This window comes from Brucella ciceri, from assembly GCF_041930145.1.
GTDB classification, from domain to species: Bacteria; Pseudomonadota; Alphaproteobacteria; order Rhizobiales; family Rhizobiaceae; genus Brucella; species Brucella intermedia.
Genome location: NZ_JBHEEV010000002.1, coordinates 258,265 through 279,358, shown reverse-complemented (window position 1 = coordinate 279,358; position 21,094 = coordinate 258,265). Strand labels below are relative to the sequence as shown.

Below are 21,094 nucleotides of genomic sequence, written 5' to 3'. Positions count from 1 at the left end.
AGAACGGCAACCATTGCAGAATGGTTGCCGTTTTTGTTTGTCGCTCGGGACAGACGGGAGAAGATAAAATCTCTTTGGGAAGTGGCACACCAGACGCTTGACTTATGCAGGCGCAGGCCAGTATATCCGCACCACCTTGATTGAGCACTGCTCATCGGGCGTGTAGCTCAGCGGGAGAGCACTCCCTTCACACGGGAGGGGTCACAGGTTCAATCCCTGTCACGCCCACCATTTTCTTACTGGGGTCGTTTGCGGGAGGGGGCGAAATCCTACGCTAAGCTGAGAACGCGCTTCCCGTAGTCCCTGAGTTCGCCCTTCGGTCCGACATATCGATAGAGAGTGACGCGCTCGATCCCGAGTTCCTTGCAGAGATCGGAGATGGGCAGCACCCGCAAACCGATATTGCGATCAGACAGATCCTTCACAGTGTTGACCAGATGGGCGAGCGAGCGCCCGAGGCGGTCGAGCTTCCAGACAACCAGCACATCGCCCGCACGTGCTGCCAGAAGCGCGATCTTCATAGATTTTGTCCTGTTCGACGCCGGCGGCGCTCAGGGCATCGTGTTGCAGGTCTAGCGACTGCGACCCGTCAGCTTTTGGAAATGCGCTCATAGCGATCAACATTTTCGCCATTCCATGATCATGGTGAATGGCGTCGTGAGATATCTTTGCACCCTGTCTTGGGGACCGCTGGATGGTTTCGGTTCATCGAAGAACGTCAGTTTCAGGCCTTCACCAAGCAATACAGACATGTAAGTGCTCATGGGGCGATGCCAGTTTCGCACTCGCAAGCCATCCCATTCAAACCACTCTGCCTGTTCACTAAAATAGTTTCCAAGAGGATGGTACGCACGACCGTCTTCGCCTTTGATCCACCCAATTGTGCCATTGGAAGTGAAGAAACTTGTCAGGTTTGCGATCAGAATTCTTCCACCGGGTTTGAGAATGCGAGTGGCTTCTCGAACCGCCGTGTGCATGTCGTCAATGTCGATAAGGCTTAGGTAGAATACTGCGAGGTCGAACTCTTCATCATCGAAAGGCAATTTTTCGGCAAAAGCGTTGAGATATTTACCAGCTGGATCACGGTTTCGTGCTCTTTCAATAAACGGTTCGATTGGATCAATTCCGACAGCATCGATACCGATCTTCTTTGCCATACGGCAAAACCGCCCTTCGCCACAGCCGATATCCAACATTTTTGCCGCGCCCGACAATTCGGATCGTTCCAGCATCGGCTTGTCGAGAATGAATTCGCGCGCGAAATCGCCCGCATCTGGCATTCTGTCGATCCACGCTTGAGAAGAGCTAAGCCACCCGTTCTCATCTGGGTCACGTTGATTCATTGCGTGGTATTCCCTGTTTCACAAACGGTGGTTTGAGGCGGCGCATCGGTCGCGGATGGTTTGTTCACTGGAAACGTATCTCAACCAGCTTCACAAACAAAGCGTCTTGAACATCGTCTGATTTTGAAAAAGGAACCCGGACGCCGCGTCGCTTGCTCATACCGATCCGGGAACAGTTACTGGCATTGCTCGAAGAAACGGCTGACGATCGGGTGACCCGCTTCGTGTGGCTGCGTCAGTTCGAGCCTGGCTCGAACTCTTCGTCGGCCAACCGTCTGCTCGACCGGTTGGAATACCTGCAACGTGTCGATCTTCCCGAAAATCTGCTGGCCCATGTCTCGCCGCTGGGATGGGAGCACATCAATCTCACCGGAGAATATCGTTGGCCAAAGCCTTAGCGTCGGATTCCGCCCCCTCCCGCAAACGACCCCTTACTCCCACGCCGAATGATCCGGCTCGCCGCAGCTGCCGTGAGCGCGCACGAAAGAAGCCGGAAAATCCGGCTTGATCGATTGCGAGTTTATCGGAAACGGGCGCCGATGGTCTATCGCGACAGGATGACATCCCATTTGCCGAACTCTACGAGGCCGCAGGTTTTGGCGAGCGTAACGGACGGCAAATTGTCGAGTTGGCAGCGATACTGCGGTTCAAAGCCCCGCTCGATCGCAAAATGGCTAATCCCACGGAACAGTCTGGATGCATATCCCTTGCCTCTTGCATGAGGCAAGGTCAGCACGCCCGTATCCGCGAGTTTCGTGTCATCCCATGGATACATGCTTGCAGCGCTGACAAGCTCGCCGTTCTCGAATGCGCCAGCGACGAGCCAGTGATCAAGTTCCACAGACGCGGCGTCGAGATCAGCCTCGGTAGCCTTATCGCAGAATGCGTTGAAGAGTGCGGCGTCTTCTTCCGTAAGCAGACGTATATCGGGAGAAACATCCATTTCGGCGATGTTTTTCAGCTCCGCCTCGGGAAAATAGAACAGGTGGTCTGCCCCGTGGCACTTTATGCCAGCCCTATCAAGGCGGCGGTGAAATTCCGGTGCGCTTGACGGGGTGTCCGAAAGCAACTGCCTGGCCAGCGCTTCGCGCAGAACGACCAGCGTTTTATCCGCCATCTCAAGAATGGCGCCATCGGCTTCGATCTCGAGCGCCGGCGTGGTGGCGATCGAAAAGTGTTTGTCTTCAAACACGACGCCTTCCCCACGAAAGGTGTCACGCCAATAATTGTTCACGGTATCAGAAAACACGACAGTACCAATTCTTGCTCAGTTTTCCGGAGCATGACCCTGCGTTTGTGAAGATCGTGTGAATTTTCTGTCGGGCTTACGTGAGTTTTCTGTCGAAAGGGCGGCGCAGCGCGTCAAACTTCATCGGTCTCAGGGACGTTCATATCTCCAAAGCATAATGCACGCTGCAATCACCACCGCAGACGTCAGAACGCCTATGACAATAGAGAATAAGACCATTGCATTGTCCCTGTTCCGTTTGTTTTCTTTATCGGAGGGGAGAATGACCGAGGAAAATCACTTCGTCAGGTCCGCAATGACGAATCAACATTTTTGACAGTTGAATTGACGAGTCGCGGTTTTCGCGCATGGGCGCAACAACGGCCATTTTCGGCGTTACGACGTATATTTCTTCATGCTGTTATAAAACCTTCACCGTCGCCGGTTAGGCGAGGGCGACCGCTTGTTGAGCGGATCGGACGGGCATTAAGGGGCAGACTAACAAAATCGCTGGAATGGTGGATTCGTTGCATGTTGCGGCGATGAAGAGAATTATTTTTTCTATTTTTGAATAGATGAAGTATATATAATATTATATGAAGTAGTTTTTATATCACATATAAATAATTCACAAAACTTACATCGAATAAACATTGATCAAATTCTAGTGAATAAATATAGCGGTGGCGTCTAAATCTTCCACTGGAGACGCATTTTATGACTATCAGAAAAATTCTTCTTGGTTCGGCTGCATCGCTCGTAGCGATTTCCGGCGCGCAGGCAGCCGATGCAATCGTGGCGCCTGAACCCGAAGCAGTCGAATATGTCCGCGTATGCGATGCATACGGCGCTGGCTATTTCTACATTCCGGGAACGGAAACCTGCCTGCGCATTCATGGCTATGTTCGCTATGATGCAAGCGGCGGCGACAACAACTATGCTCGCACCCCGGCACAGCTGGAGCGCGACACTTGGAACAAGCTGGCCCGCGTCAGCCTGCGTTTCTCCACCGCTTCCGAAACGGAACTCGGCACGCTCAAGACCTATAGCGAACTGCGCTATGACTGGAACGGCGACGGAAACGGCAAGGCCGACAACTACAATGGCGGCTCCACCAGCACCTCGCTGCGTTATGCCTATATCCAGCTTGGCGGCCTGCGTGTCGGTCTGGATGAATCGGCTTTCGTTACCTTCACCGGCTATCTGGGCAACGTCATCAGCGACGACGTGATCCTCGCTGGCGGTTATCGCACCAACCTCATCAGCTACACCTTCAAGGGCGGAAACGGCTTCTCGGCCATCGTCTCGCTCGAAGAAGGCGGCAATTCCGACTCCAACGTGGACGTCACCATCAAGGACTACATGCCGCATGTGGTTGGCGGTCTCAAATACGAGCAGAGCTGGGGCAAGATCGCAGGCGTCGTAGCCTATGACGCCCGCAATGAGGAATGGGCCGGAAAGGTCCGCGGCGATGTCAACATCACCGATCAGTTCTCGGTCTGGCTGCAGGGCGCCTATAAGTCCAACGACGATCATTACGGCACGTCGGGTGGTTATCGCGTCCGTATCGTCGACTCGTTCTACGGCACGTGGGGCGGTGACTGGGCAGTCTGGGGCGGTGCAGCGTTCAAGGCGACCAGCAAGGCGACCTTCAACGTACAGGCCGCTTACGACGACAGTGAAACCTTCGCCGCAACCGCCAACGTCGCCTACCAGCTGGTTCCGGGCTTCACCATTACGCCTGAAGTTTCCTACACCAAGTGGCAGGACAAGAACACCAGCATGGATGGCAAGGACGCCTGGCAGGGCAAGATCCGTTTCCAGCGCTCGTTCTGACAGGCTGGCTGATAGTGCCGACAACGGCACAAGCATTGTCGTAGAACTATGATGACCTCCAGTCCATGTTTCTAGCGACAGGGGCGGCGACCTGACCGGTCGCCGCCTTTTTATATTACGCTATAGAATTGAAGAACGGCATAAGAAACAATAAGTTAAAGGTATAGTCGAGATTCTGCTTTAACTAAAAAAGCCCGGACTGTTCGTTCCGGGCTTTTGGATGCTCATGGCTGGGTTCTTAGTCGAGAATGTAGCAGGCCTTGGCCTTGCCGCGTGCCGGATCGCCGAAGGCGCGATTGTCGCAGCGAACGCCATTCCGGAAGACGCCTTCCGTGAACCGGCCCTCAGCGCCGTAGCGGACGCGCTTGCGTCCGTAAAAATCACAGAAACCGCCTTCCTTCGCGCAACGGCTCCAGTCACGGTCACGGTCACGATCATCGTAGCGGTCATACGGGTCATACCGGCCCGGACGATCGCGGCGATCAGGGCGGCCCGGACGGTCTGGCCTGTCCCAGCGATCCTGAACGACGAAGGAGCAGCTCTTCTTCTGGCCCGGCGCGGGATCGCCGAAAACCCGGTTGGAGCAGTTGACCTGCGGGCGGTCGATGAAGCGCGAGGTATTCCGTCCGCCAGTGCCGTAAACCACTTCGGCCGGATAGGGCAGCTGGCAAATTCCGTTCTCGCTTGCGCAACGCTGGAGCTGTGCTGCCGATGCCGGTGCAACGAGCGGAGCGAGGACGGTTACCAGGCCGCCAAGGCATATTGAAGCAATGGTCGTCTTGAGTGCAGGTATCATGATGTGTCCCTCTGATATCGGTGAAATATGCTTTAGTTCCGGTATCTTGAACAGAGGATGAATGTGCTGTGTCCAATGGGAATTTTGCCGGGTGGTTAAGAATTCCATGAGGCGGGGTCGACAAACATTTTCCGCTCTGGTTTGCTGCGGCAAGAATGAGGTTCTGAAATGCACCGACTGCCTTTTCGTTTCACATCTATCATCGTCGTTCTGGCGGGCATGATCGCCGTCGGGTTTTATGTCGGCCACAAAACGAAAGAGGCGCGCCAGACATCGCTTGTTCAACGTTCCGCGCCATCTGAAGCTGGAATATAGTCCTGCTCTTTTGCTCCGAACGAGCTTCCTTTCCCGCAGGTTTCATGAAATGAGAGTGAAACCTCACCTTCACTCTTCGGAGGCTGCCCGCATGCATGGCGAATATAAAGTCCACGGTGGAAAACTTGTCGTTGTCGATCTGGATGTCCGCGACGGACGCCTGAGCGATGTGCAGGTTGCGGGAGATTTCTTCCTTGAGCCGGACGAGGCGCTGCAGGACATCTGCAATGCCCTCGAGGGCCTTTCAGTCGATGCATCGTCGGAGCAGATCGCAGACGCGGTGAGGGCGGGCCTCCGCCCGGATGCCATGATGCTGGGTTTCAGCCCCGAAGCGGTGGCGATTGCCGTCAGGCGAGCACTGGGCGTTGCGCGCACATGGCGGGATTTCGAGTGGCAGATCGTTGAAATGCCTGCGGTTTCGCCCGCCATGCATCTCGCATTGGATGAAGTTCTGGCACAGGAAGTCGCCGCGGGGCGTCGCGCGCCTACACTCCGCTTCTGGGAATGGGAGCGCCCCGCCATCATCATCGGCGCGTTCCAGTCGGTGCGCAACGAAGTCGATATGGAAGCGACACGCGAATTCGGCGTCGAGACCGTCCGCCGCGTGACTGGCGGCGGGGCCATGTTCGTGGAACCTGGCAGCACCATCACCTATTCGCTCTATGCGCCGGGCGAACTCGTGCGTGATATGAGCTTTGCTGATTCCTATGCATTTCTGGACGATTGGGTGCTGAAAGCGCTCAATTCGCTTGGCATCGACGCTTTCTACAAGCCACTCAACGATATTTCGAGCTCCAAAGGCAAGATCGGTGGTGCTGCGCAGAAGCGCTTTTCCAAGGGAACGGTCCTTCACCATGTAACCATGGCCTACGACATGGACGCCGAGAAGATGGTGAAGGTGCTGCGCATCGGGCGTGAGAAGCTGAGCGACAAGGGCACAGCAAGCGCCGTCAAGCGCGTCGATCCGGTGCGCAGCCAGACGGGCCTGCCGCGCGAGGAAGTCATCAAGCGCATGAAGGAAACCTTCATGTCGCTCAATGGCGGCGTCAGCAGCACGATAACGTCGGAGGAATACGCGGCTGCGGAAAAGCTCGTGGTCGAGAAATTCTCGACCGAGCAGTGGCTGCACAACATTCCCTGAACATTCTGTCTCGCTCACAATCGCGAAGCGGGGTGACTTGCCCGTGCCGCCATGGCATAGGGAGGCCGCAACGCGACCGCCTTACGTTCCACATCCTCTCACAAAGTTCTTCCGTTTCATGATCCGCATCGACAATATCAGCAAGTCCAACAGCCATCGAATTCTCTATATCGAGGCGTCCGCCGCTTTGAACCGCGGCGAAAAGATCGGCCTTGTCGGTCCCAACGGCGCGGGAAAGACGACACTGTTCCGGATGATTACGGGCGATGAACAGCCGGACGAAGGACAGGTTTCCGTCGAAAAAGGCGTGACAGTTGGCTATTTCGACCAGAATGTCGGTGAAATGGGCGGGCGGTCTGCCGTGGCGGAAGTCATGGAAGGTGCTGGCCCGGTCAGCGTGGTCGCAGCCGAACTCCGCGAGCTTGAAGGTGCTATGGTTGATCCGGACCGCATGGACGAGATGGATGCGATCATCGAGCGCTACGGTGAAGTGCAGGCGCGGTATGAGGAACTGGACGGCTATGGTCTGGACGGCCGCGCGCGCGAGGTTCTCGCGGGCCTGAGCTTCACGCAGGAAATGATTGACGGCGATGTCGGCAAGCTTTCCGGCGGCTGGAAAATGCGCGTTGCGCTGGCGCGCATCCTGCTGATGCGCCCGGACGTGATGCTGCTCGACGAACCGAGCAACCATCTCGATCTCGAAAGCCTCATCTGGCTGGAAGCGTTCCTGAAGAATTACGACGGCGCGCTGCTGATGACCTCGCACGACCGCGAATTCATGAACCGCATCGTCACCAAGATCATCGAAATCGACGGCGGCTCGCTCACCACCTATTCCGGCGACTATGCATTCTATGAGGGGCAGAGGGCGCTGAACGAAAAGCAGCAGCAAGCCCAGTTCGAGCGTCAGCAGGCGATGCTTGCCAAGGAAATCAAATTCATCGAGCGCTTCAAGGCGCGTGCTTCCCATGCATCGCAGGTCCAGAGCCGCGTGAAGAAACTGGAGAAGATCGACCGCGTGGAGCCGCCACGCCGTCGCCAGACCGTCGCCTTCGATTTCGCTCCGGCGCCACGTTCGGGTGAGGACGTGGTGAGCCTCAAGGGCGTGCACAAGACCTATGGAAGCCGCACGATCTATGACGGCTTCGACTTCATGGTCCGTCGCCGCGAACGCTGGTGCATCATGGGCGTCAACGGTGCGGGAAAATCGACGCTGCTGAAACTGGTCGCGGGCGCTGCCGAGCCGGACAAAGGCAATGTCAATATCGGTGCCAGCGTCAAGCTTGGTTATTTCGCGCAGCATGCAATGGACGTGCTCGACGGGGACGCAACCATACTGGAATGGCTGGAAGAGCGCTTTCCGAAGGCCGGCCAGGCTCCGCTTCGTGCACTCGCTGGCTGTTTTGGATTTTCCGGCGACGATATCGAAAAGAAATGCCGGGTGCTTTCAGGTGGTGAAAAAGCCCGCCTGGTCATGGCGGCAATGCTGTTCGATCCGCCGAACTTCCTTGTTCTGGACGAGCCGACGAACCATCTTGATCTCGATACCAAGGAAATGCTCATCAAGGCGCTTGCCGCCTATGAGGGTACGATGCTGTTCGTATCGCACGACCGGCATTTTCTCGGTGCCTTGTCGAACCGCGTTCTGGAACTGACGCCGGACGGCATTCATCAATATGGCGGCGGTTATACGGAATATGTCGAGCGGACGGGGCAGGAGGCCCCGGGCTTGCGTTCGTGACGCATGATTTACGACAAGATTTGCGTCGCTTAATCAAAATAAGCCATTGATGCACATGCGCGGTTCGGTTAGAAACGCGCATGCAAAGGCTTCGAGCCTTCCGGCCATGCACCCGTAGCTCAGCTGGATAGAGTGCTGCCCTCCGAAGGCAGAGGTCACAGGTTCGAATCCTGTCGGGTGCGCCATTTTTCTCAATAAAATCAAATAATTACAATAGTCGCGAAATTGGTGGGTGGAATTGAGCTATTTGCTGACACAGTTTTGACACAGTGCCGAACCTCGACACACTAGCGATCACGGTGATTTCAGGTGGCAACGATTCGACAAAAGGGCCCAGAACAGTGGCATGTTCAAATTCGGCGAAGGTTGGCCGAACCAGACAAGCACGTTTCGAACGAAGGTATAAGCCGAAACGTGGGCGCGTGACGTGGAATCCAGCATGGATAAAGGCGTTTTCGTTGATCGTTCTCGCCGACATGAAGAGACGCTTATCGATCTAGAAAAGCGCACGGTACTGTTGCGACGGGTAAAAAACAGTCGAAATCCGCACGAAGCTCGCGACATTAAAATTGGACTATCGCCTCGCGCCATGGAGATTTTGCAAGATTGCCTGATAACCCTAAGCGCGATGGACAAGTTTTCAAAATAACAAAAGACGCCTTGAAAACAGCCTATACAGAGCCCGCAAACGGGCTGGGGTTTCAGGGAAAGCAAGGCCAGAATTTAACAAGGAGTCCATAGTGTTCCTTGAATATTTTAATTTATACGAATAAACTAAGGGTGCAGAAAATTATACTCCTAACACTAATAAATTTTATAATCATGGCAGGATATATTAAAGAATCAATTTTAAAAGTTTCCATTGATAGGGTGATTATATTTTCGTCAATACTTTGGGCATCGCCTTTATCAGCTCAAATTCAAAGTGAAAAACAATGGGAAATTTTAGGTGCCGCTAGGTTTTGTTTCGCGCACAAGTTGGTTCTCGAAGAGGTGGTTAGAATGCAGGAATTTGTACTCGAAGAAACCACAACTTTTAATCGAGAAGAAGGCTTAAAAGCCTTAAGGTTTGGTGAGAAGGGATATTTTTATGAGAATGGAAAAATAACCCCCTTTAGCGAAGCGTTTCCATCTTTAGAAGAAGCATGTAAGCATCTCGAAATCGTCGTGCGCTCTACATACGATGCATTAGTTTTTATAAGGGAAGACACAAAGAAACGAGAGCAAAGGAAGCGTGAACAACACTGAATTAAAGATAACGTATCTCAGTCCTGACCTGCCACCTGAACGTTCATCGGGTGCGCCATAAAAATCAATAGTTTACAGGTAGAATTGGCAGCGACTACGGGTTCAATTGAGTCTGGAAGTCCAGTGCCGACGCTGCTTTGAGCAGATAATCCGGTGAGAATCGGGCGCACGCCCTGAGTGTGATTGCCGAGAAGAGCGCGCCAGATATTCGGAATCTCATCATTCGTCCGCGCGTACCTGCGCGTGTGAAATTAACCCGAAGATGAATGTTCCACCGACGACGTTCCCCAACAATGTGGGGAGGCCGAACTTGAAGAGGCTGTCAAATGGGGAGACTTCCCCAATTATCAGCAGAAACAACACCTCGATCGAGCCAACGATGATGTGTGTCAGATCGCCGATCGCAATGAGGTAGGTGACGAAAAATATCAGCGCTATGTGACCCTGTTTGGTGCTGTGGAGCATCCAGACCAGCGTCGCGATAAGCCACCCTGACATTATGCCCTTGCTGAACAACTCATTGCTGGTGTTGGCCATGAGGTGCCTTCCCATGCCGATGAAGGTCTTTGTCACCTCGTCTGAAAAAATAGGCATCGAGGCCATAACGTAGGCCGCAATGGCGCCTCCGATCAGGTTGCCGAAAAGGACTATTCCCCAGAGCCTGATCATCTTCAGAAAGTGGGACAATGTAGGTTCAACCATGAACGGCAGAACCGGGGTGATCGTATTTTCGGTGAACAGTTGCTGATTGGCGATGATGACGATTATGAAACCGACGGTATATCCCGCGGAACTGATCAGGAAGAACAGGTCGCCGTCGGGGAGATAGGTCTCCAGAATGCCGCGAGCGATCATCGAAGTGCTCATGGATATACCGCCCGCAATGGCAGACCAGAGCAGCGCCATCGCTTCGCGATTTATCTCCTTTTCTCCGTCGCGCCGGATCAGCTCGTGTATTGCCGCCGATTTCGACGGGAGAACTTCTTTTAGTCCATCCGCAGTCGGTTCTGTCTCTTCCGGATTGGACATGGCGATCCCCTCACTGTTTCGATTTCGGCAGATAGAGCGTCACAGTTGTTTGTCGAGAGACGGAACTTGATCGCCGGAGGCTCGTTTCGTCTCTCGTGAACAGGAGAATTGAATGCGAAAGTCCTTATTGTTTATTATTCTGGCCGTTGCCGTGATCCTGGGCTTCATTTTCGCAACGCCTTATTACTATGGCGTAAGTCCGCAAAATAGCGGCGAACAAGGCTCGTCTGCCGGGCAGTAGTCTCCAAGCCCCAAAAAGGCCGCAACAGGTCGGCATCCCCTTGCTTCCGCGTTGCTCATAGTACCCATCGAAGGCTCAAGCCCTATCAACGGTGAAATTCAATCGTTTCTGTTAGGTGAACAGGCGATTGTGTTCGCGACCTTTGGCGGTCACCGCTGTGTAAGAAACCGGCAATCGGCAGCAAACCGGCATTGGGAAATCCCAGGGATAGAAAGCGTTCGACCGTTATAGGGCCGGTGCGCCGCAAGCGAAAAGACAGTGTGCAAGCCGCGCCGAACCATCTAATGATAGCTACGGGGGAGAAATTATGACGAGTCGGCCAATTCGCATTGCCGGCGTGAATCTTCCCCTTTGCAAGAGGCCGGACCGGAAGAACAATTCCGGAGCGGGCCGGTACGAAATGGGAGGAACTGGAATGCGCGTTTTAAAGCGTATCGCTGTGGCAGCTTCGATGGTGGGGATCGTGGCCACGACAGGTGGTTTTGCAATTGGCGCAGCAAGCGCCGAAGAACCGCTGAAACTGATTATCGGAACGGAAGGCGCGTATCCGCCGTTCAATTTCATCAATCCGGATGGCTCTCTTTCCGGCTTCGATGTCGATATCGCACGGGCGCTTTGCGAGGAGATGAAGGCCGAGTGCACATTCATCACACAGGAATGGGATGGCACTATTCCCGCGCTTCAGGCCGGGAAGTTCGACGCTTATGTTTCCTCCATGTCGATCACGGAAGAGCGCAAGAAACAGGTCGATTTTTCCGATAAATACTACAACACGCCACCCGGCATTGCCGCGCCGAAGGACACCGACATCAAGGGCGTGACCAAGGAAGATCTGGCAGGCAAGACGATCGGCGTTCAGGTGTCCACGACGCATGCGAATTATGCCGAACACGCCTTCACCGAGAGCACCATCAAGGCCTATCCAACAGCGGAAGAATACCGCCTCGACATGGCCAATGGCCGTCTGGATGCCGTCAATGATGACAGCGTAACGCTGAGCGAATGGCTGAAGACGCCGGACGGCGCCTGCTGCAAGATGGTCGGCACCTATCCGCCCGATGACAACATCCATGGTGTTGGCGTCGGCGTTGCCTTGAAGAAGGGACGCCCGGAACTGGTCGAAAAGTTCAACAAGGCGATCAAGGCCATCCGCGCCAACGGCAAGTACAAGGAAGTCAACGACAAATACTTTGATTTCGACGCCTACGGCCCTGAAAAATAAGGACAAAAGGCCGTTATCCCGTCGGCCTTCGCAATGCCGTCACCGGCGGCATTGCCATTGGCAGGCCATGATGGCGGCAAGACTGTGCCTCCATATAATCATGAGGCAGTTGTTGGAGTTGAGAATTCTCGTGCCGGTAAGGACAATGTCTGATCTTGCCGTGCACGGGAGTTCCAGATGTATCGAATACTGTGCCTGATGGTTTCCGGTTTCGCGCTTGCGCATATGTCTTCATACTATCGGCAGGATATGCCGGTCATATCCTATGCCGCAACAAAGGGCTGTATCTGTGACAAGAACCGCCAGCCGGTCTCTGCGTGTCTGGATGTTTGCCAGTGGACCAACTGAATTTAATGAGGAATTGAGAATACCCCGGAGAAAAAATGCGACCTGAAAATCTCGTCATTCGCGCAGTGGAAGCCGCGGATGCGGAAGGGCTCACCCATTTGCAGAACATGCCGGGATTTCGTTTCGGCACCTTGCGCACTCCGTTTCAACGCCTCGAAACGACACGCAAGTGGCTGGAAGCGCTCGGGCCGGAAGCCACGGTTCTGGTTGCGACGATCAATGAAGAGATTGTCGGAAACGCTGGCTTGCTCCGGCACGCAGGACGGCGTGGTCATAGCGCGGCAATCATCATGGGCATACAGGGCATCGGCACGGCATTCATGGCCGAACTGATCGACATTGCCGACAACTGGCTCGACCTGAAACGGCTTGAACTCACCGTTTACGTCGACAATGCCCCCGCAATCCGCCTCTATGAAAAATTCGGCTTTGTTTCGGAAGGCATACGCCGCAAAGATGCTTTCCGGGCCGGTGAGTTTGTCGACTCGCTCGCAATGGCCAGGCTCAACTTCTGACGCCGTTCTTTCGCGATTATCGCACCGCTATAACTGCGGCCCAGTCAGTGGAGCGTTTATCGTAGGCGCTGCCGGTCCAGCATTCAATTTCGATGCCCGACCATTGACCGTTATCGCTCCAGTATTCCTGCAATTCTTCCGGCGACAGATAGTTGTAATAGCGGCCAAGCGCGTCGTGGCCTTCAGCCGTGCCGGTCTTGAAGCTGGCCCACACGATCCCGCCTTTCACCAAGGCACTGTGAACGCGTCTTATGATAGGACCAAGTTCGGTTCTCGGCACATGGGTGAGCGAGGCGCAGGCGTAAATCCCGTCATATTCCTCGATTGCGGAAAGTTCGTCGAACATCATCGTGCGGACGGGCTGCCCCAGCCGTTTTGCAGCGATTGCCGCCAGTTCGGAGGAGCCATCCGTCGCATCGAGCTGAAATCCGGCCTTCAGAATGGCACTCGCATCGGTGCCCGAACCCGTTCCCAGTTCCAGGATTCGTCCCCCTGGCTTGCAGCGCTTCAGAAAGCCGAACAGTTTCGGGTTGGGCGTGTCGCCGTCGGCTGCATAGTCGATCGCATTGGAATTGTAGAAACCCAGCGTGTTGTCCTGCATGTCGGAGAATCCCTCACCCCGGTTTCGAAGAGCCCGGAAATTCCGGAATCGGCGCGCGCTCTTATGCAGCGAAATCGCACCATATTGAAGGCCTGAAAGTGTCGATGGGCCGACTTTCCGGGTTCGCTTCGGGCAAGCCAAAGTCCGATCCAGCAGAGCACATAGAATAACGTTGCATTTTCGCCACAATGCGTTGCATAGATGCAACGCTATTGGGTAACATGGTTAATATGAACACGGCGAATCTGACGGCGAACATGAACGGCGAGGAACAATCATCGCAAAGCGGCGAGGGGCGCAGGCTTCTGGCCCTGCCGGGCATTATCACGGTCATTTCGGCGCTTGTCACCGCCTCGATTTCCTTTGCCATTCTGATCGGCATTACACCGATCACGCCTGACAGGACCGTCACGCTGGCATTGGTCATCATCAATGTCGCGCTGATTCTGTTTCTCATCCTGCTGATCTGCCGCGAAGTTTACCGCATCGTGATGGCCCGGCGGCTCGGGAAGGCGGCTTCGCGCCTGCATGTCCGTATTGTCGCGCTGTTTTCGCTGATCGCGGCGGTGCCCGCCATCGTGGTTGCCATCGTTGCGTCGGTCACGCTCAACCTCGGTCTCGACCGCTGGTTCGATACCAACACCCGCGATATCGTCAATTCCTCGCTCAGCCTGTCACAATCCTACATTCTCGAAACCGGGCGTAATCTGCAAAGCACCTCCTATTCCATGCTGCAGGATCTGGACGCGCAGCGAACGATATACAGTCTGGACCGGGGAGGTTTCATCCAGCTTATGTCATTGCAGGTACGTGGCCGCGGCCTGCTCGGTGGGTTTCTGGTGCGTGAAAACGGCGACGTTGTGGTTGCAAGCAATGTCGGTACGGAAACCGGACTGCCGCCACCGCCATCCGGCGCGCTCAACACCGCCAGCGACGGAAAGGCTGTGGTCATTCCGCCTGGCAACAGTAAATTCGTCGGCGCCATCATCAAGATGCGCGAGATACCGGATGTCTATCTCTACACGGTTCGCGCAGTCGATCCTCAGATTCTCGACGCCATGCGCCTGATGGAAGCCAATACCCAGCGCTACCAGGAAATGGATGCCAACCGCATTCCGACGCAGATCGCCTTTGCGCTGCTCTATTTCGGCCTGACGCTGATCGTGCTGCTTTCGGCTATCTGGACCGGCATTGCCGTCGCCGACCGGCTGGTGCGTCCGATCCGGCTGTTGATCGGGGCATCCGACGATGTGGCGGCTGGCAATCTCGACGTTTCGGTTCCGGTGCGCACTTCGGATGGCGACGTGGGCGCGTTATCCGGCACTTTCAACAACATGGTGGCGGAGCTGAAAAGCCAGCGCAACGAGCTGCTTTCCGCCAAGGACCAGATCGATGAGCGCCGCCGCTTCTCCGAAGCCGTGCTTTCCGGCGTGACGGCAGGCGTCATCGGCATCGAGACCGATGGCTGTATTTCCATCCTGAACCGTTCGGCGGAACATATGTTCGGCGTCACTTCGGAAGATGCTGTCGGCAAGAACCTCACAAGCATCGCGCCGGAGATCGGGCAGGCTTTCGAGGTCGCCCGTTCAACGGGGCGCGCGGTGCATCGCGAGCAGGTCAGCATGACCCGTGGCGGCGTGGCGCGCACCTTCAACGTACAGGTAACTGTCGAGGACACGGAATCCGAAGATCATTCCTATGTGGTGACGGTGGACGACATCACCGATCTGGTGCAGGCGCAGCGTTCGTCCGCCTGGGCGGATGTCGCGCGCCGCATCGCGCATGAAATCAAGAACCCGCTCACGCCGATCCAGCTTTCCGCAGAACGCATACGCCGCCGTTACGGCAAGGTCATCACCGAGGACCGCGAGGTTTTCGATCAGTGCACGGATACGATCATCCGTCAGGTCGGCGACATAGGCCGCATGGTCGATGAATTCTCCGCCTTCGCCCGTATGCCGAAGCCGGAAATGCGGCTTATGGATATGCGCGAGGCATTGCGCGAAGCCTCCTTCCTGGTCGAAGTCAGCCGCAGCGATATTCGTTTCCAGAACGATTTCGGCTCGGAAAAGCTGGTGGGTTCCTTTGACAGCCGCCTGATCGGACAGGCCTTCGGCAATGTCATCAAGAATGCCAGCGAAGCCATTGACGGACTTCCGAAGGAAGATCGCGCCAGGGAAGGCGAGGGCGGGCATATCCTCATCCGTTCCTATCAGGCGGATGGACAATTGTTTGTCGATGTCATCGACAACGGTAAGGGCCTGCCGGGCGACGACCGCCAGAAGCTGCTCGAACCTTACATGACGACGCGCGAGAAGGGCACCGGCCTCGGTCTCGCGATTGTCCGCAAGATCGTCGAGGATCATGGCGGGCATCTGGAATTGCATGATGCGCCTTCGGATTTCCACGGAGGACGGGGCGCAATGATACGTATGGTCTTCCCGCAAGCACCCACCAACGAAGCTGGCGTGAATGCCGGTTCTGCCGGTGAGATCGAAGCAGATGCGGGAAATGACGAAAAGAACATAGCTGGACAGGTGATTTGATATGGCTGCCGATATTCTTGTGGTTGATGACGAAGCGGATATCCGGGAACTTGTTGCAGGCATTCTGAGCGATGAAGGCCACGAAACCCGCACGGCCTTCGATGCGGACAGCGCGCTCGCCGCAATCAACGATCGCGTTCCCCGGCTGGTCTTTCTGGATATATGGCTGCAGGGCAGCCGTCTGGACGGCCTCGCGCTGCTCGATGAAATCAAGAAGCAGCACCCCGAACTGCCGGTGGTGATGATCTCCGGTCATGGCAATATCGAAACGGCGGTGTCTGCGATCCGTCGCGGCGCCTACGATTTCATCGAAAAGCCGTTCAAGGCGGACCGCCTCATCCTCATCGCGGAACGGGCGCTCGAAACCTCCAAGTTGAAGCGCGAAGTCTCGAACCTGCGCAAGCGCAGCGGCGACCATCTGGAATTGATCGGCGCATCGCTGGCCATGAACCAGTTGCGCCAGACCATCGAGCGCGTCGCGCCGACCAACAGCCGCATCATGATTACCGGACCGTCCGGCGCTGGCAAGGAACTTGCCGCCCGCGCCATCCACGCGCAGTCGGGCCGCGCCAATGGGCCGTTCGTGACCGTCAATGCCGCAACCATCACGCCGGAGCGCATGGAGATCGAGCTTTTCGGCACCGAAATGGATGGCGGCGAGCGCAAGGTCGGCGCTCTGGAAGAAGCCCATGGCGGCATTCTCTATCTCGATGAAGTCGCCGACATGCCGCGCGAGACGCAGAACAAGATTTTGCGTGTTCTGGTCGACCAGCAGTTTGAACGCGTGGGCGGCACCAAGCGCGTGAAGGTGGATGTGCGCATCATCTCCTCCACGGCGCAGAACCTCGAAGGCATGATTGCGGAAGGCACGTTCCGCGAAGACCTGTTTCACCGCCTCTCGGTGGTTCCGGTGCAGGTGCCGCCGCTTGCCGCGCGGCGCGAGGACATTCCGTCACTGGTCGAATACTTCATGAAGCAGATCGCCGAACAGGCGGGCATCAAGCCGCGCAAGATCGGCTCCGATGCGATGGCGGTTTTGCAGGCGCATAGCTGGCCGGGCAATCTTCGCCAGCTTCGCAACAATGTCGAGCGCCTGATGATTCTGGCGCGCGGCGATGATCCGGAGGCGCCGGTGACGGCCGACCTCCTGCCGGCCGAAATCGGCGACACGCTGCCGCGTGCACCGACGGAATCCGACCAGCACATCATGGCGCTTCCGTTGCGCGAGGCGCGCGAGCGTTTCGAGAAGGAATATCTGATCGCCCAGATCAACCGGTTCGGCGGCAATATTTCGCGCACGGCGGAGTTCGTCGGCATGGAGCGCTCGGCGCTGCATCGTAAGCTGAAATCTCTCGGCGTATAAATAGTCAAGTGTCTCGGGCGGATGTGTCATGCGGGTAATCGTTTGCGGAGCAGGGCAGGTCGGATACGGCATCGCTGAGCGGCTTGCCGCCGAGGAGAACGATGTTTCCGTCATCGACACCTCGGCCCGCCATATCGAGATCGTGCGCGACACGCTCGATGTCCGTGGTTTTGTCGGGCACGGTTCGCAGCCGGACGTGCTTGCGGCCGCTGGCGCCGATGAAGCGGATATGATCATTGCCGTCACGTTGTCCGACGAGGTCAACATGGTGGCCTGTCAGGTGGCGCATTCGGTCTTCAACGTGCCGACCAAGATCGCCCGCATTCGCGCGCAGTCCTATCTCAAGGCAGAATATCAGGATCTTTTCCTCCGCGAAAACCTGCCGATCGACGTGATTATCTCGCCGGAGCTTGAAGTGGGTGAGGTGGTTCTGCGGCGCATCGCCTTGCAGGGCGCAACGGACGTGCTGCGTTTTGCCGACGACAAGATCATCGGCCTCGCCATCGAATGCCTGGAGGAATGCCCGGTCATCAATACGCCGCTGAAGCAGCTGACCGATCTGTTTCCCGATCTTGCGGCCACCGTCGTCGGCGTGGTGCGCAATGACAGCCTTTTCATCCCGCGATCTTCGGACGAGCTGAATGCCGGCGACCTCGCTTATGTCGTGACGACACGCGAGCAGGTGCGCCGCACGCTCTCCTTGTTCGGCCACGAGAAACCGGAAGCCAGCCGCATCGTTATCGCGGGCGGCGGCAATATCGGCCTGTACGTGGCCAAGGCCATCGAGGACCGCAAATGGCATACGCGCGTCAAGATGATCGAAAGCGAGCACGAGCGTGCCTTCGCCATCGCCGACCAGCTCAAACGCACCATGGTGCTGCACGGCAGCGCGCTCGACCAGAATTTGCTTCAGGAAGCTGACATCCAGGACGCCGACCTGATGGTCGCGCTCACTAATCAGGATCAGGTCAATATCCTGTCGAGCATCATGGCAAAGCGGCTGGGCTGCAAGTCCAACATGGCGCTGCTCAATACGGTTGCCTATCAGGACTTCACCCACATGGTGGGGATCGACGCCTATATTAACCCGAAGGCCGTGACGATTTCGAAAATTCTCCAGCATGTCCGGCGAGGCCGCATCCGGGCGGTCTATAGCGTTTATCGCGACATGGCCGAACTGATCGAAGCCGAAGCTCTGGAAACATCGTCACTGGTTGGCGCGCCGTTGCGCGATCTCGACTTGCCGGAAGGTCTGCGAATCGGTGCGATCTACCGTGACGGACAGGTGATCCGTCCGAACGGCGATGTGCGCATCAAGCCGAAGGACCGCGTCGTCATCTTCGCAACCTCTGACGCCGTAAAGCATGTGGAGCAGATGTTCCGCGTCAGTCTGGAATTTTTCTGATACGCAGGCTCACGCACGTTGCGCGACACCTCTACCGCTTCAAATTCCCGTGAGGCGAAGAGCTTGGTGGCGCATTCGGCGTCGCTGTATTATCGGCCCTGCTGGAATTTGCCGCGAGGCTAATGAAATTGACGGTTGCACAAAGATTCCCATCCTGTTAACCGAAGCTGAATAGCGAAGCAGTTGTCTTTCCACAGCAATTGCAGTCAGGTACCGGTTTTGCACGCTCCGGTCCTTGATTTATGTGCATGCGCGTGTTCGTTTAACACATCGCGAGCTGGCTGCTGATCGATTAAAGGAATAAAAACAATGGCTGAACGATCGCAAAATCTACAAGACCTTTTTCTGAATTCTGTACGCAAGCAGAAAATTTCGCTGACGATTTTCCTTATCAATGGCGTGAAACTGACCGGCATTGTGACGTCCTTCGATAATTTCTGCGTGCTTCTGCGTCGTGATGGTCATTCGCAGCTTGTCTACAAGCATGCGATTTCGACGATCATGCCGAGCCAGCCTGTGCAGATGTTCGAAGGCGAAGAAGCCTGACGCTTTCCCAATACCATTGGAGCGCACTGGCTTTGGTTGTCGCTCCAAATTTTGTTTCTGCTGATGATAACCGGACACGCATTGCCTGTCCGGTTCGTCATGTTTGAACGATCCGGGGCGTCTTTCATTTGAAACAGCTTTAGCGGTGACTTATCTGCAGCCGTAGATAACACGTTTCCGTGTCCCCGGAGTGAACATTGTCCAAATTCAAGGATAAGAAGCCGTCATCTGCCGATGCAGACAAGGGCTTCGGACTTTCAGAGCCAGAGCCCACACGGGCAGCCGTCATCGTTCCCGTCCTGCCGGAGCGGTATAGTGCAGGCACGACCGCCGAGGAAGGCGCGCGTCCCCAGTTCCAGCGTTCGAACGAAGCGCGGCTTGAGGAAGCCATGGGGCTTGCCCGGGCGATTGCGCTCGATATCGAACATGCCGAAATCGCGATTGTCGCCAATCCGCGTCCTGCGACCCTGCTGGGCGCGGGCAAGGTGGAATCCATTGCCGAAACCGTCAAGGAAAAGGCCATCGGGCTGGTCATCGTCGATCACGCCCTGACGCCGGTGCAGCAGCGCAACCTCGAAAAGGAATGGAACGTCAAGGTCATCGACCGCACGGGACTTATCCTCGAAATTTTCGGCGAGCGCGCGCGCACCAAGGAAGGTGCATTGCAGGTCGAGCTGGCGCATCTGAACTATCAGAAGGGCCGTCTGGTCAGAAGCTGGACTCACCTGGAGCGCCAGCGCGGTGGTGGCGGCTTCCTCGGCGGTCCGGGTGAAACCCAGATCGAAGCCGACCGCCGTTTGCTGCAGGACAAGATTCTGAAGATCAAGCGCGAACTTGAAACGGTGGTGCGCACCCGCACGCTGCATCGCCAGAAGCGGCGCAAGGTGCCGCATCCGATTGTAGCGCTCGTCGGCTATACCAATGCCGGAAAGTCCACGCTTTTCAATCGCATGACGGGCGCGGAAGTACTGGCCGAAGACATGCTCTTCGCCACGCTCGATCCGACATTGCGCCGCATCCGGCTTCCGCATGGCGAGACGGTCATCCTGTCGGATACGGTGGGTTTCATCTCCAACCTGCCGCACCATCTGGTCGCTGCCTTCCGGGCCACGCTTGAAGAAGTGGTCGAGGCCGACCTGATCCTGCATGTCCGCGACATTTCCGATCCGGACAATGCCGCGCAGGCCGAAGACGTGGAAAGCATCCTTGCCGGGCTGGGCATCGAGCCGCAGGATCGCAAGCGCGTCGTCGAAATCTGGAACAAGATCGACAATCTTGACGAAAGCGGACGCGAGGCCGCCCTGCGTCTTGCCGCTGCCGGCAGCGAGGAGGGGCGTCCCATTCCGCTTTCGGCCATTACCGGTGAAGGCGTTGACAGGTTGCTTTCGCTTATCGAAACGCGGATAGCGGGTTCGCTCGGCGCGATCGATGTCGTGCTGTCTCCTTTCGAGCTTCATCTGCTCGACTGGATTTACCAGCATGGCAGCAATGTGGAGCGCGAGAATCTGGAAGACGGCTCCGTTCGCATCAAGGCCCGGCTGACCGAAGTGGCCCGCAAAACGCTGGACGAGAAGCGCGGCATCCGTCCTGAAAAGCCGGAGTCCGATTGGGACTGAGGCGGGAAGTGCTG

19 protein-coding genes, 2 tRNA genes and 3 pseudogenes are annotated in these 21,094 nt (G+C 56.2%); 18 read left to right on the top strand and 6 right to left on the bottom strand.

Going from position 1 to position 21,094, the window contains the following annotated elements:
* Window positions 1–156: 156 nt before the first annotated feature.
* Window positions 157–231 (top strand) — tRNA-Val (locus tag JNC63_RS04510).
* A 38-nt stretch (window positions 232–269) separates the two neighbouring features.
* Here the strand turns inward: JNC63_RS04510 and JNC63_RS04505 are convergent.
* Together JNC63_RS04505 and JNC63_RS04500 are read right to left on the bottom strand one after the other, a co-directional pair.
* Window positions 270–624, bottom strand: a pseudogene (locus JNC63_RS04505) (recombinase family protein).
* Entirely contained in the window at window positions 618–1,343 is a 726-nt protein-coding gene (locus JNC63_RS04500) for a class I SAM-dependent methyltransferase (RefSeq protein ID WP_063882583.1), read from the bottom strand. The pseudogene JNC63_RS04505 and the gene JNC63_RS04500 overlap by 7 nt, the downstream one beginning before the upstream one ends.
* A gap of 287 nt (window positions 1,344–1,630) precedes the next feature.
* Here JNC63_RS04500 and JNC63_RS04495 point away from each other — a divergent pair.
* Window positions 1,631–1,729 (top strand): annotated as a pseudogene (locus JNC63_RS04495) (Tn3 family transposase); the annotation flags it as partial.
* A gap of 158 nt (window positions 1,730–1,887) precedes the next feature.
* On the opposite strand, the gene JNC63_RS04490 reads toward JNC63_RS04495, so the two are convergent.
* A complete protein-coding gene (locus JNC63_RS04490) occupies window positions 1,888–2,535 on the bottom strand; it encodes a GNAT family N-acetyltransferase (RefSeq protein ID WP_128006089.1) in 648 nt (215 codons plus the stop codon).
* Between the two features lie 753 nt (window positions 2,536–3,288).
* Here JNC63_RS04490 and JNC63_RS04485 point away from each other — a divergent pair.
* Window positions 3,289–4,407, top strand: coding sequence for a porin (locus tag JNC63_RS04485; RefSeq protein WP_006466749.1), 1,119 nt, complete (start codon window positions 3,289–3,291; stop codon window positions 4,405–4,407).
* Between the two features lie 238 nt (window positions 4,408–4,645).
* Here the strand turns inward: JNC63_RS04485 and JNC63_RS04480 are convergent, their stop codons facing one another.
* Window positions 4,646–5,203, bottom strand: a complete 558-nt coding sequence (locus JNC63_RS04480) for a hypothetical protein (RefSeq protein WP_063882577.1) — start codon at window positions 5,201–5,203, stop codon at window positions 4,646–4,648.
* A 370-nt stretch (window positions 5,204–5,573) separates the two neighbouring features.
* On the opposite strand from JNC63_RS04480, the gene lplAB reads away from it, so the two are divergent.
* The 5 genes from lplAB (at window position 5,574) to JNC63_RS04455 (ending at window position 9,648) form a co-directional block, all read left to right on the top strand.
* Entirely contained in the window at window positions 5,574–6,659 is a 1,086-nt protein-coding gene (gene lplAB, locus JNC63_RS04475; protein ID WP_247882288.1) for a lipoate-protein ligase LplAB, read from the top strand.
* A 118-nt stretch (window positions 6,660–6,777) separates the two neighbouring features.
* Complete coding sequence (locus tag JNC63_RS04470; protein WP_063882573.1) at window positions 6,778–8,400, top strand: ABC-F family ATP-binding cassette domain-containing protein; 1,623 nt, start codon at window positions 6,778–6,780, stop codon at window positions 8,398–8,400.
* A 108-nt stretch (window positions 8,401–8,508) separates the two neighbouring features.
* Window positions 8,509–8,585: transfer RNA gene (locus JNC63_RS04465), tRNA-Arg, on the top strand.
* Window positions 8,586–8,839: 254 nt separating this feature from the next.
* Window positions 8,840–9,049 (top strand): hypothetical protein, encoded by a 210-nt coding sequence (locus tag JNC63_RS04460; RefSeq protein ID WP_063882571.1) that lies wholly within the window; start codon window positions 8,840–8,842, stop codon window positions 9,047–9,049.
* 173 nt (window positions 9,050–9,222) lie between these two features.
* Window positions 9,223–9,648: a hypothetical protein gene (locus tag JNC63_RS04455; RefSeq protein WP_128006087.1), complete on the top strand. Its 426-nt coding sequence runs from the start codon at window positions 9,223–9,225 to the stop codon at window positions 9,646–9,648.
* Between the two features lie 219 nt (window positions 9,649–9,867).
* On the opposite strand, the gene JNC63_RS04450 is transcribed toward JNC63_RS04455, so the two are convergent.
* A complete protein-coding gene (locus JNC63_RS04450) occupies window positions 9,868–10,677 on the bottom strand; it encodes a formate/nitrite transporter family protein (protein WP_063882567.1) in 810 nt (269 codons plus the stop codon).
* A 112-nt stretch (window positions 10,678–10,789) separates the two neighbouring features.
* Here JNC63_RS04450 and JNC63_RS04445 point away from each other — a divergent pair, with 112 nt between their 5' ends.
* From JNC63_RS04445 to JNC63_RS04430, 4 genes are all read left to right on the top strand, one after another.
* Window positions 10,790–10,918: a hypothetical protein gene (locus JNC63_RS04445; RefSeq protein ID WP_264830430.1), complete on the top strand. Its 129-nt coding sequence runs from the start codon at window positions 10,790–10,792 to the stop codon at window positions 10,916–10,918.
* A 415-nt stretch (window positions 10,919–11,333) separates the two neighbouring features.
* On the top strand, window positions 11,334–12,140 hold the full coding sequence (locus tag JNC63_RS04440) for an ABC transporter substrate-binding protein (protein WP_006470415.1): 807 nt from the start codon (window positions 11,334–11,336) through the stop codon (window positions 12,138–12,140).
* 177 nt (window positions 12,141–12,317) lie between these two features.
* Window positions 12,318–12,488: a hypothetical protein gene (locus tag JNC63_RS04435; protein ID WP_155734637.1), complete on the top strand. Its 171-nt coding sequence runs from the start codon at window positions 12,318–12,320 to the stop codon at window positions 12,486–12,488.
* A 35-nt stretch (window positions 12,489–12,523) separates the two neighbouring features.
* Window positions 12,524–13,003, top strand: a complete 480-nt coding sequence (locus tag JNC63_RS04430; RefSeq protein ID WP_063882565.1) for a GNAT family N-acetyltransferase — start codon at window positions 12,524–12,526, stop codon at window positions 13,001–13,003.
* A gap of 16 nt (window positions 13,004–13,019) precedes the next feature.
* On the opposite strand, the gene JNC63_RS04425 is transcribed toward JNC63_RS04430, so the two are convergent.
* A complete protein-coding gene (locus JNC63_RS04425) occupies window positions 13,020–13,604 on the bottom strand; it encodes a class I SAM-dependent methyltransferase (RefSeq protein ID WP_063882563.1) in 585 nt (194 codons plus the stop codon).
* Between the two features lie 188 nt (window positions 13,605–13,792).
* Here JNC63_RS04425 and JNC63_RS04420 point away from each other — a divergent pair, with 188 nt between their 5' ends.
* From JNC63_RS04420 to hflX, 6 genes and pseudogenes are all read left to right on the top strand, one after another.
* Window positions 13,793–16,150, top strand: a complete 2,358-nt coding sequence (locus JNC63_RS04420; protein ID WP_063882561.1) for a sensor histidine kinase NtrY-like — start codon at window positions 13,793–13,795, stop codon at window positions 16,148–16,150.
* Window position 16,151: 1 nt separating this feature from the next.
* A complete protein-coding gene (gene ntrX, locus JNC63_RS04415) occupies window positions 16,152–17,513 on the top strand; it encodes a nitrogen assimilation response regulator NtrX (RefSeq protein WP_006466759.1) in 1,362 nt (453 codons plus the stop codon).
* Between the two features lie 28 nt (window positions 17,514–17,541).
* On the top strand, window positions 17,542–18,918 hold the full coding sequence (gene trkA, locus JNC63_RS04410; protein ID WP_006466760.1) for a Trk system potassium transporter TrkA: 1,377 nt from the start codon (window positions 17,542–17,544) through the stop codon (window positions 18,916–18,918).
* A gap of 73 nt (window positions 18,919–18,991) precedes the next feature.
* Window positions 18,992–19,222 (top strand): annotated as a pseudogene (locus tag JNC63_RS04405) (hypothetical protein).
* A gap of 5 nt (window positions 19,223–19,227) precedes the next feature.
* Window positions 19,228–19,464, top strand: a complete 237-nt coding sequence (gene hfq / locus JNC63_RS04400) for an RNA chaperone Hfq (RefSeq protein ID WP_002964239.1) — start codon at window positions 19,228–19,230, stop codon at window positions 19,462–19,464.
* Window positions 19,465–19,661: 197 nt separating this feature from the next.
* A complete protein-coding gene (gene hflX, locus JNC63_RS04395; protein ID WP_063882558.1) occupies window positions 19,662–21,080 on the top strand; it encodes a GTPase HflX in 1,419 nt (472 codons plus the stop codon).
* Window positions 21,081–21,094 lie beyond the last annotated feature (14 nt).

Excerpts from the sequence above, each read along its gene's own strand:
- JNC63_RS04470 (WP_063882573.1), top strand. The coding sequence starts at position 6,778 with ATGATCCGCATCGACAATATCAGCAAGTCCAACAGCCATCGAATTCTC.
- JNC63_RS04485 (WP_006466749.1), top strand. The coding sequence starts at position 3,289 with ATGACTATCAGAAAAATTCTTCTTGGTTCGGCTGCATCGCTCGTAGCG.
- JNC63_RS04460 (WP_063882571.1), top strand. The coding sequence starts at position 8,840 with ATGGATAAAGGCGTTTTCGTTGATCGTTCTCGCCGACATGAAGAGACG.
- JNC63_RS04500 (WP_063882583.1), bottom strand. The coding sequence starts at position 1,343 with ATGAATCAACGTGACCCAGATGAGAACGGGTGGCTTAGCTCTTCTCAA.
- trkA (WP_006466760.1), top strand. The coding sequence starts at position 17,542 with ATGCGGGTAATCGTTTGCGGAGCAGGGCAGGTCGGATACGGCATCGCT.
- JNC63_RS04420 (WP_063882561.1), top strand. The coding sequence starts at position 13,793 with ATGCGTTGCATAGATGCAACGCTATTGGGTAACATGGTTAATATGAAC.
- JNC63_RS04440 (WP_006470415.1), top strand. The coding sequence starts at position 11,334 with ATGCGCGTTTTAAAGCGTATCGCTGTGGCAGCTTCGATGGTGGGGATC.
- JNC63_RS04435 (WP_155734637.1), top strand. The coding sequence starts at position 12,318 with ATGTATCGAATACTGTGCCTGATGGTTTCCGGTTTCGCGCTTGCGCAT.
- JNC63_RS04455 (WP_128006087.1), top strand. The coding sequence starts at position 9,223 with ATGGCAGGATATATTAAAGAATCAATTTTAAAAGTTTCCATTGATAGG.
- JNC63_RS04425 (WP_063882563.1), bottom strand. The coding sequence starts at position 13,604 with ATGCAGGACAACACGCTGGGTTTCTACAATTCCAATGCGATCGACTAT.
- JNC63_RS04480 (WP_063882577.1), bottom strand. The coding sequence starts at position 5,203 with ATGATACCTGCACTCAAGACGACCATTGCTTCAATATGCCTTGGCGGC.
- ntrX (WP_006466759.1), top strand. The coding sequence starts at position 16,152 with ATGGCTGCCGATATTCTTGTGGTTGATGACGAAGCGGATATCCGGGAA.
- hfq (WP_002964239.1), top strand. The coding sequence starts at position 19,228 with ATGGCTGAACGATCGCAAAATCTACAAGACCTTTTTCTGAATTCTGTA.
- JNC63_RS04445 (WP_264830430.1), top strand. The coding sequence starts at position 10,790 with ATGCGAAAGTCCTTATTGTTTATTATTCTGGCCGTTGCCGTGATCCTG.
- JNC63_RS04450 (WP_063882567.1), bottom strand. The coding sequence starts at position 10,677 with ATGTCCAATCCGGAAGAGACAGAACCGACTGCGGATGGACTAAAAGAA.
- JNC63_RS04430 (WP_063882565.1), top strand. The coding sequence starts at position 12,524 with ATGCGACCTGAAAATCTCGTCATTCGCGCAGTGGAAGCCGCGGATGCG.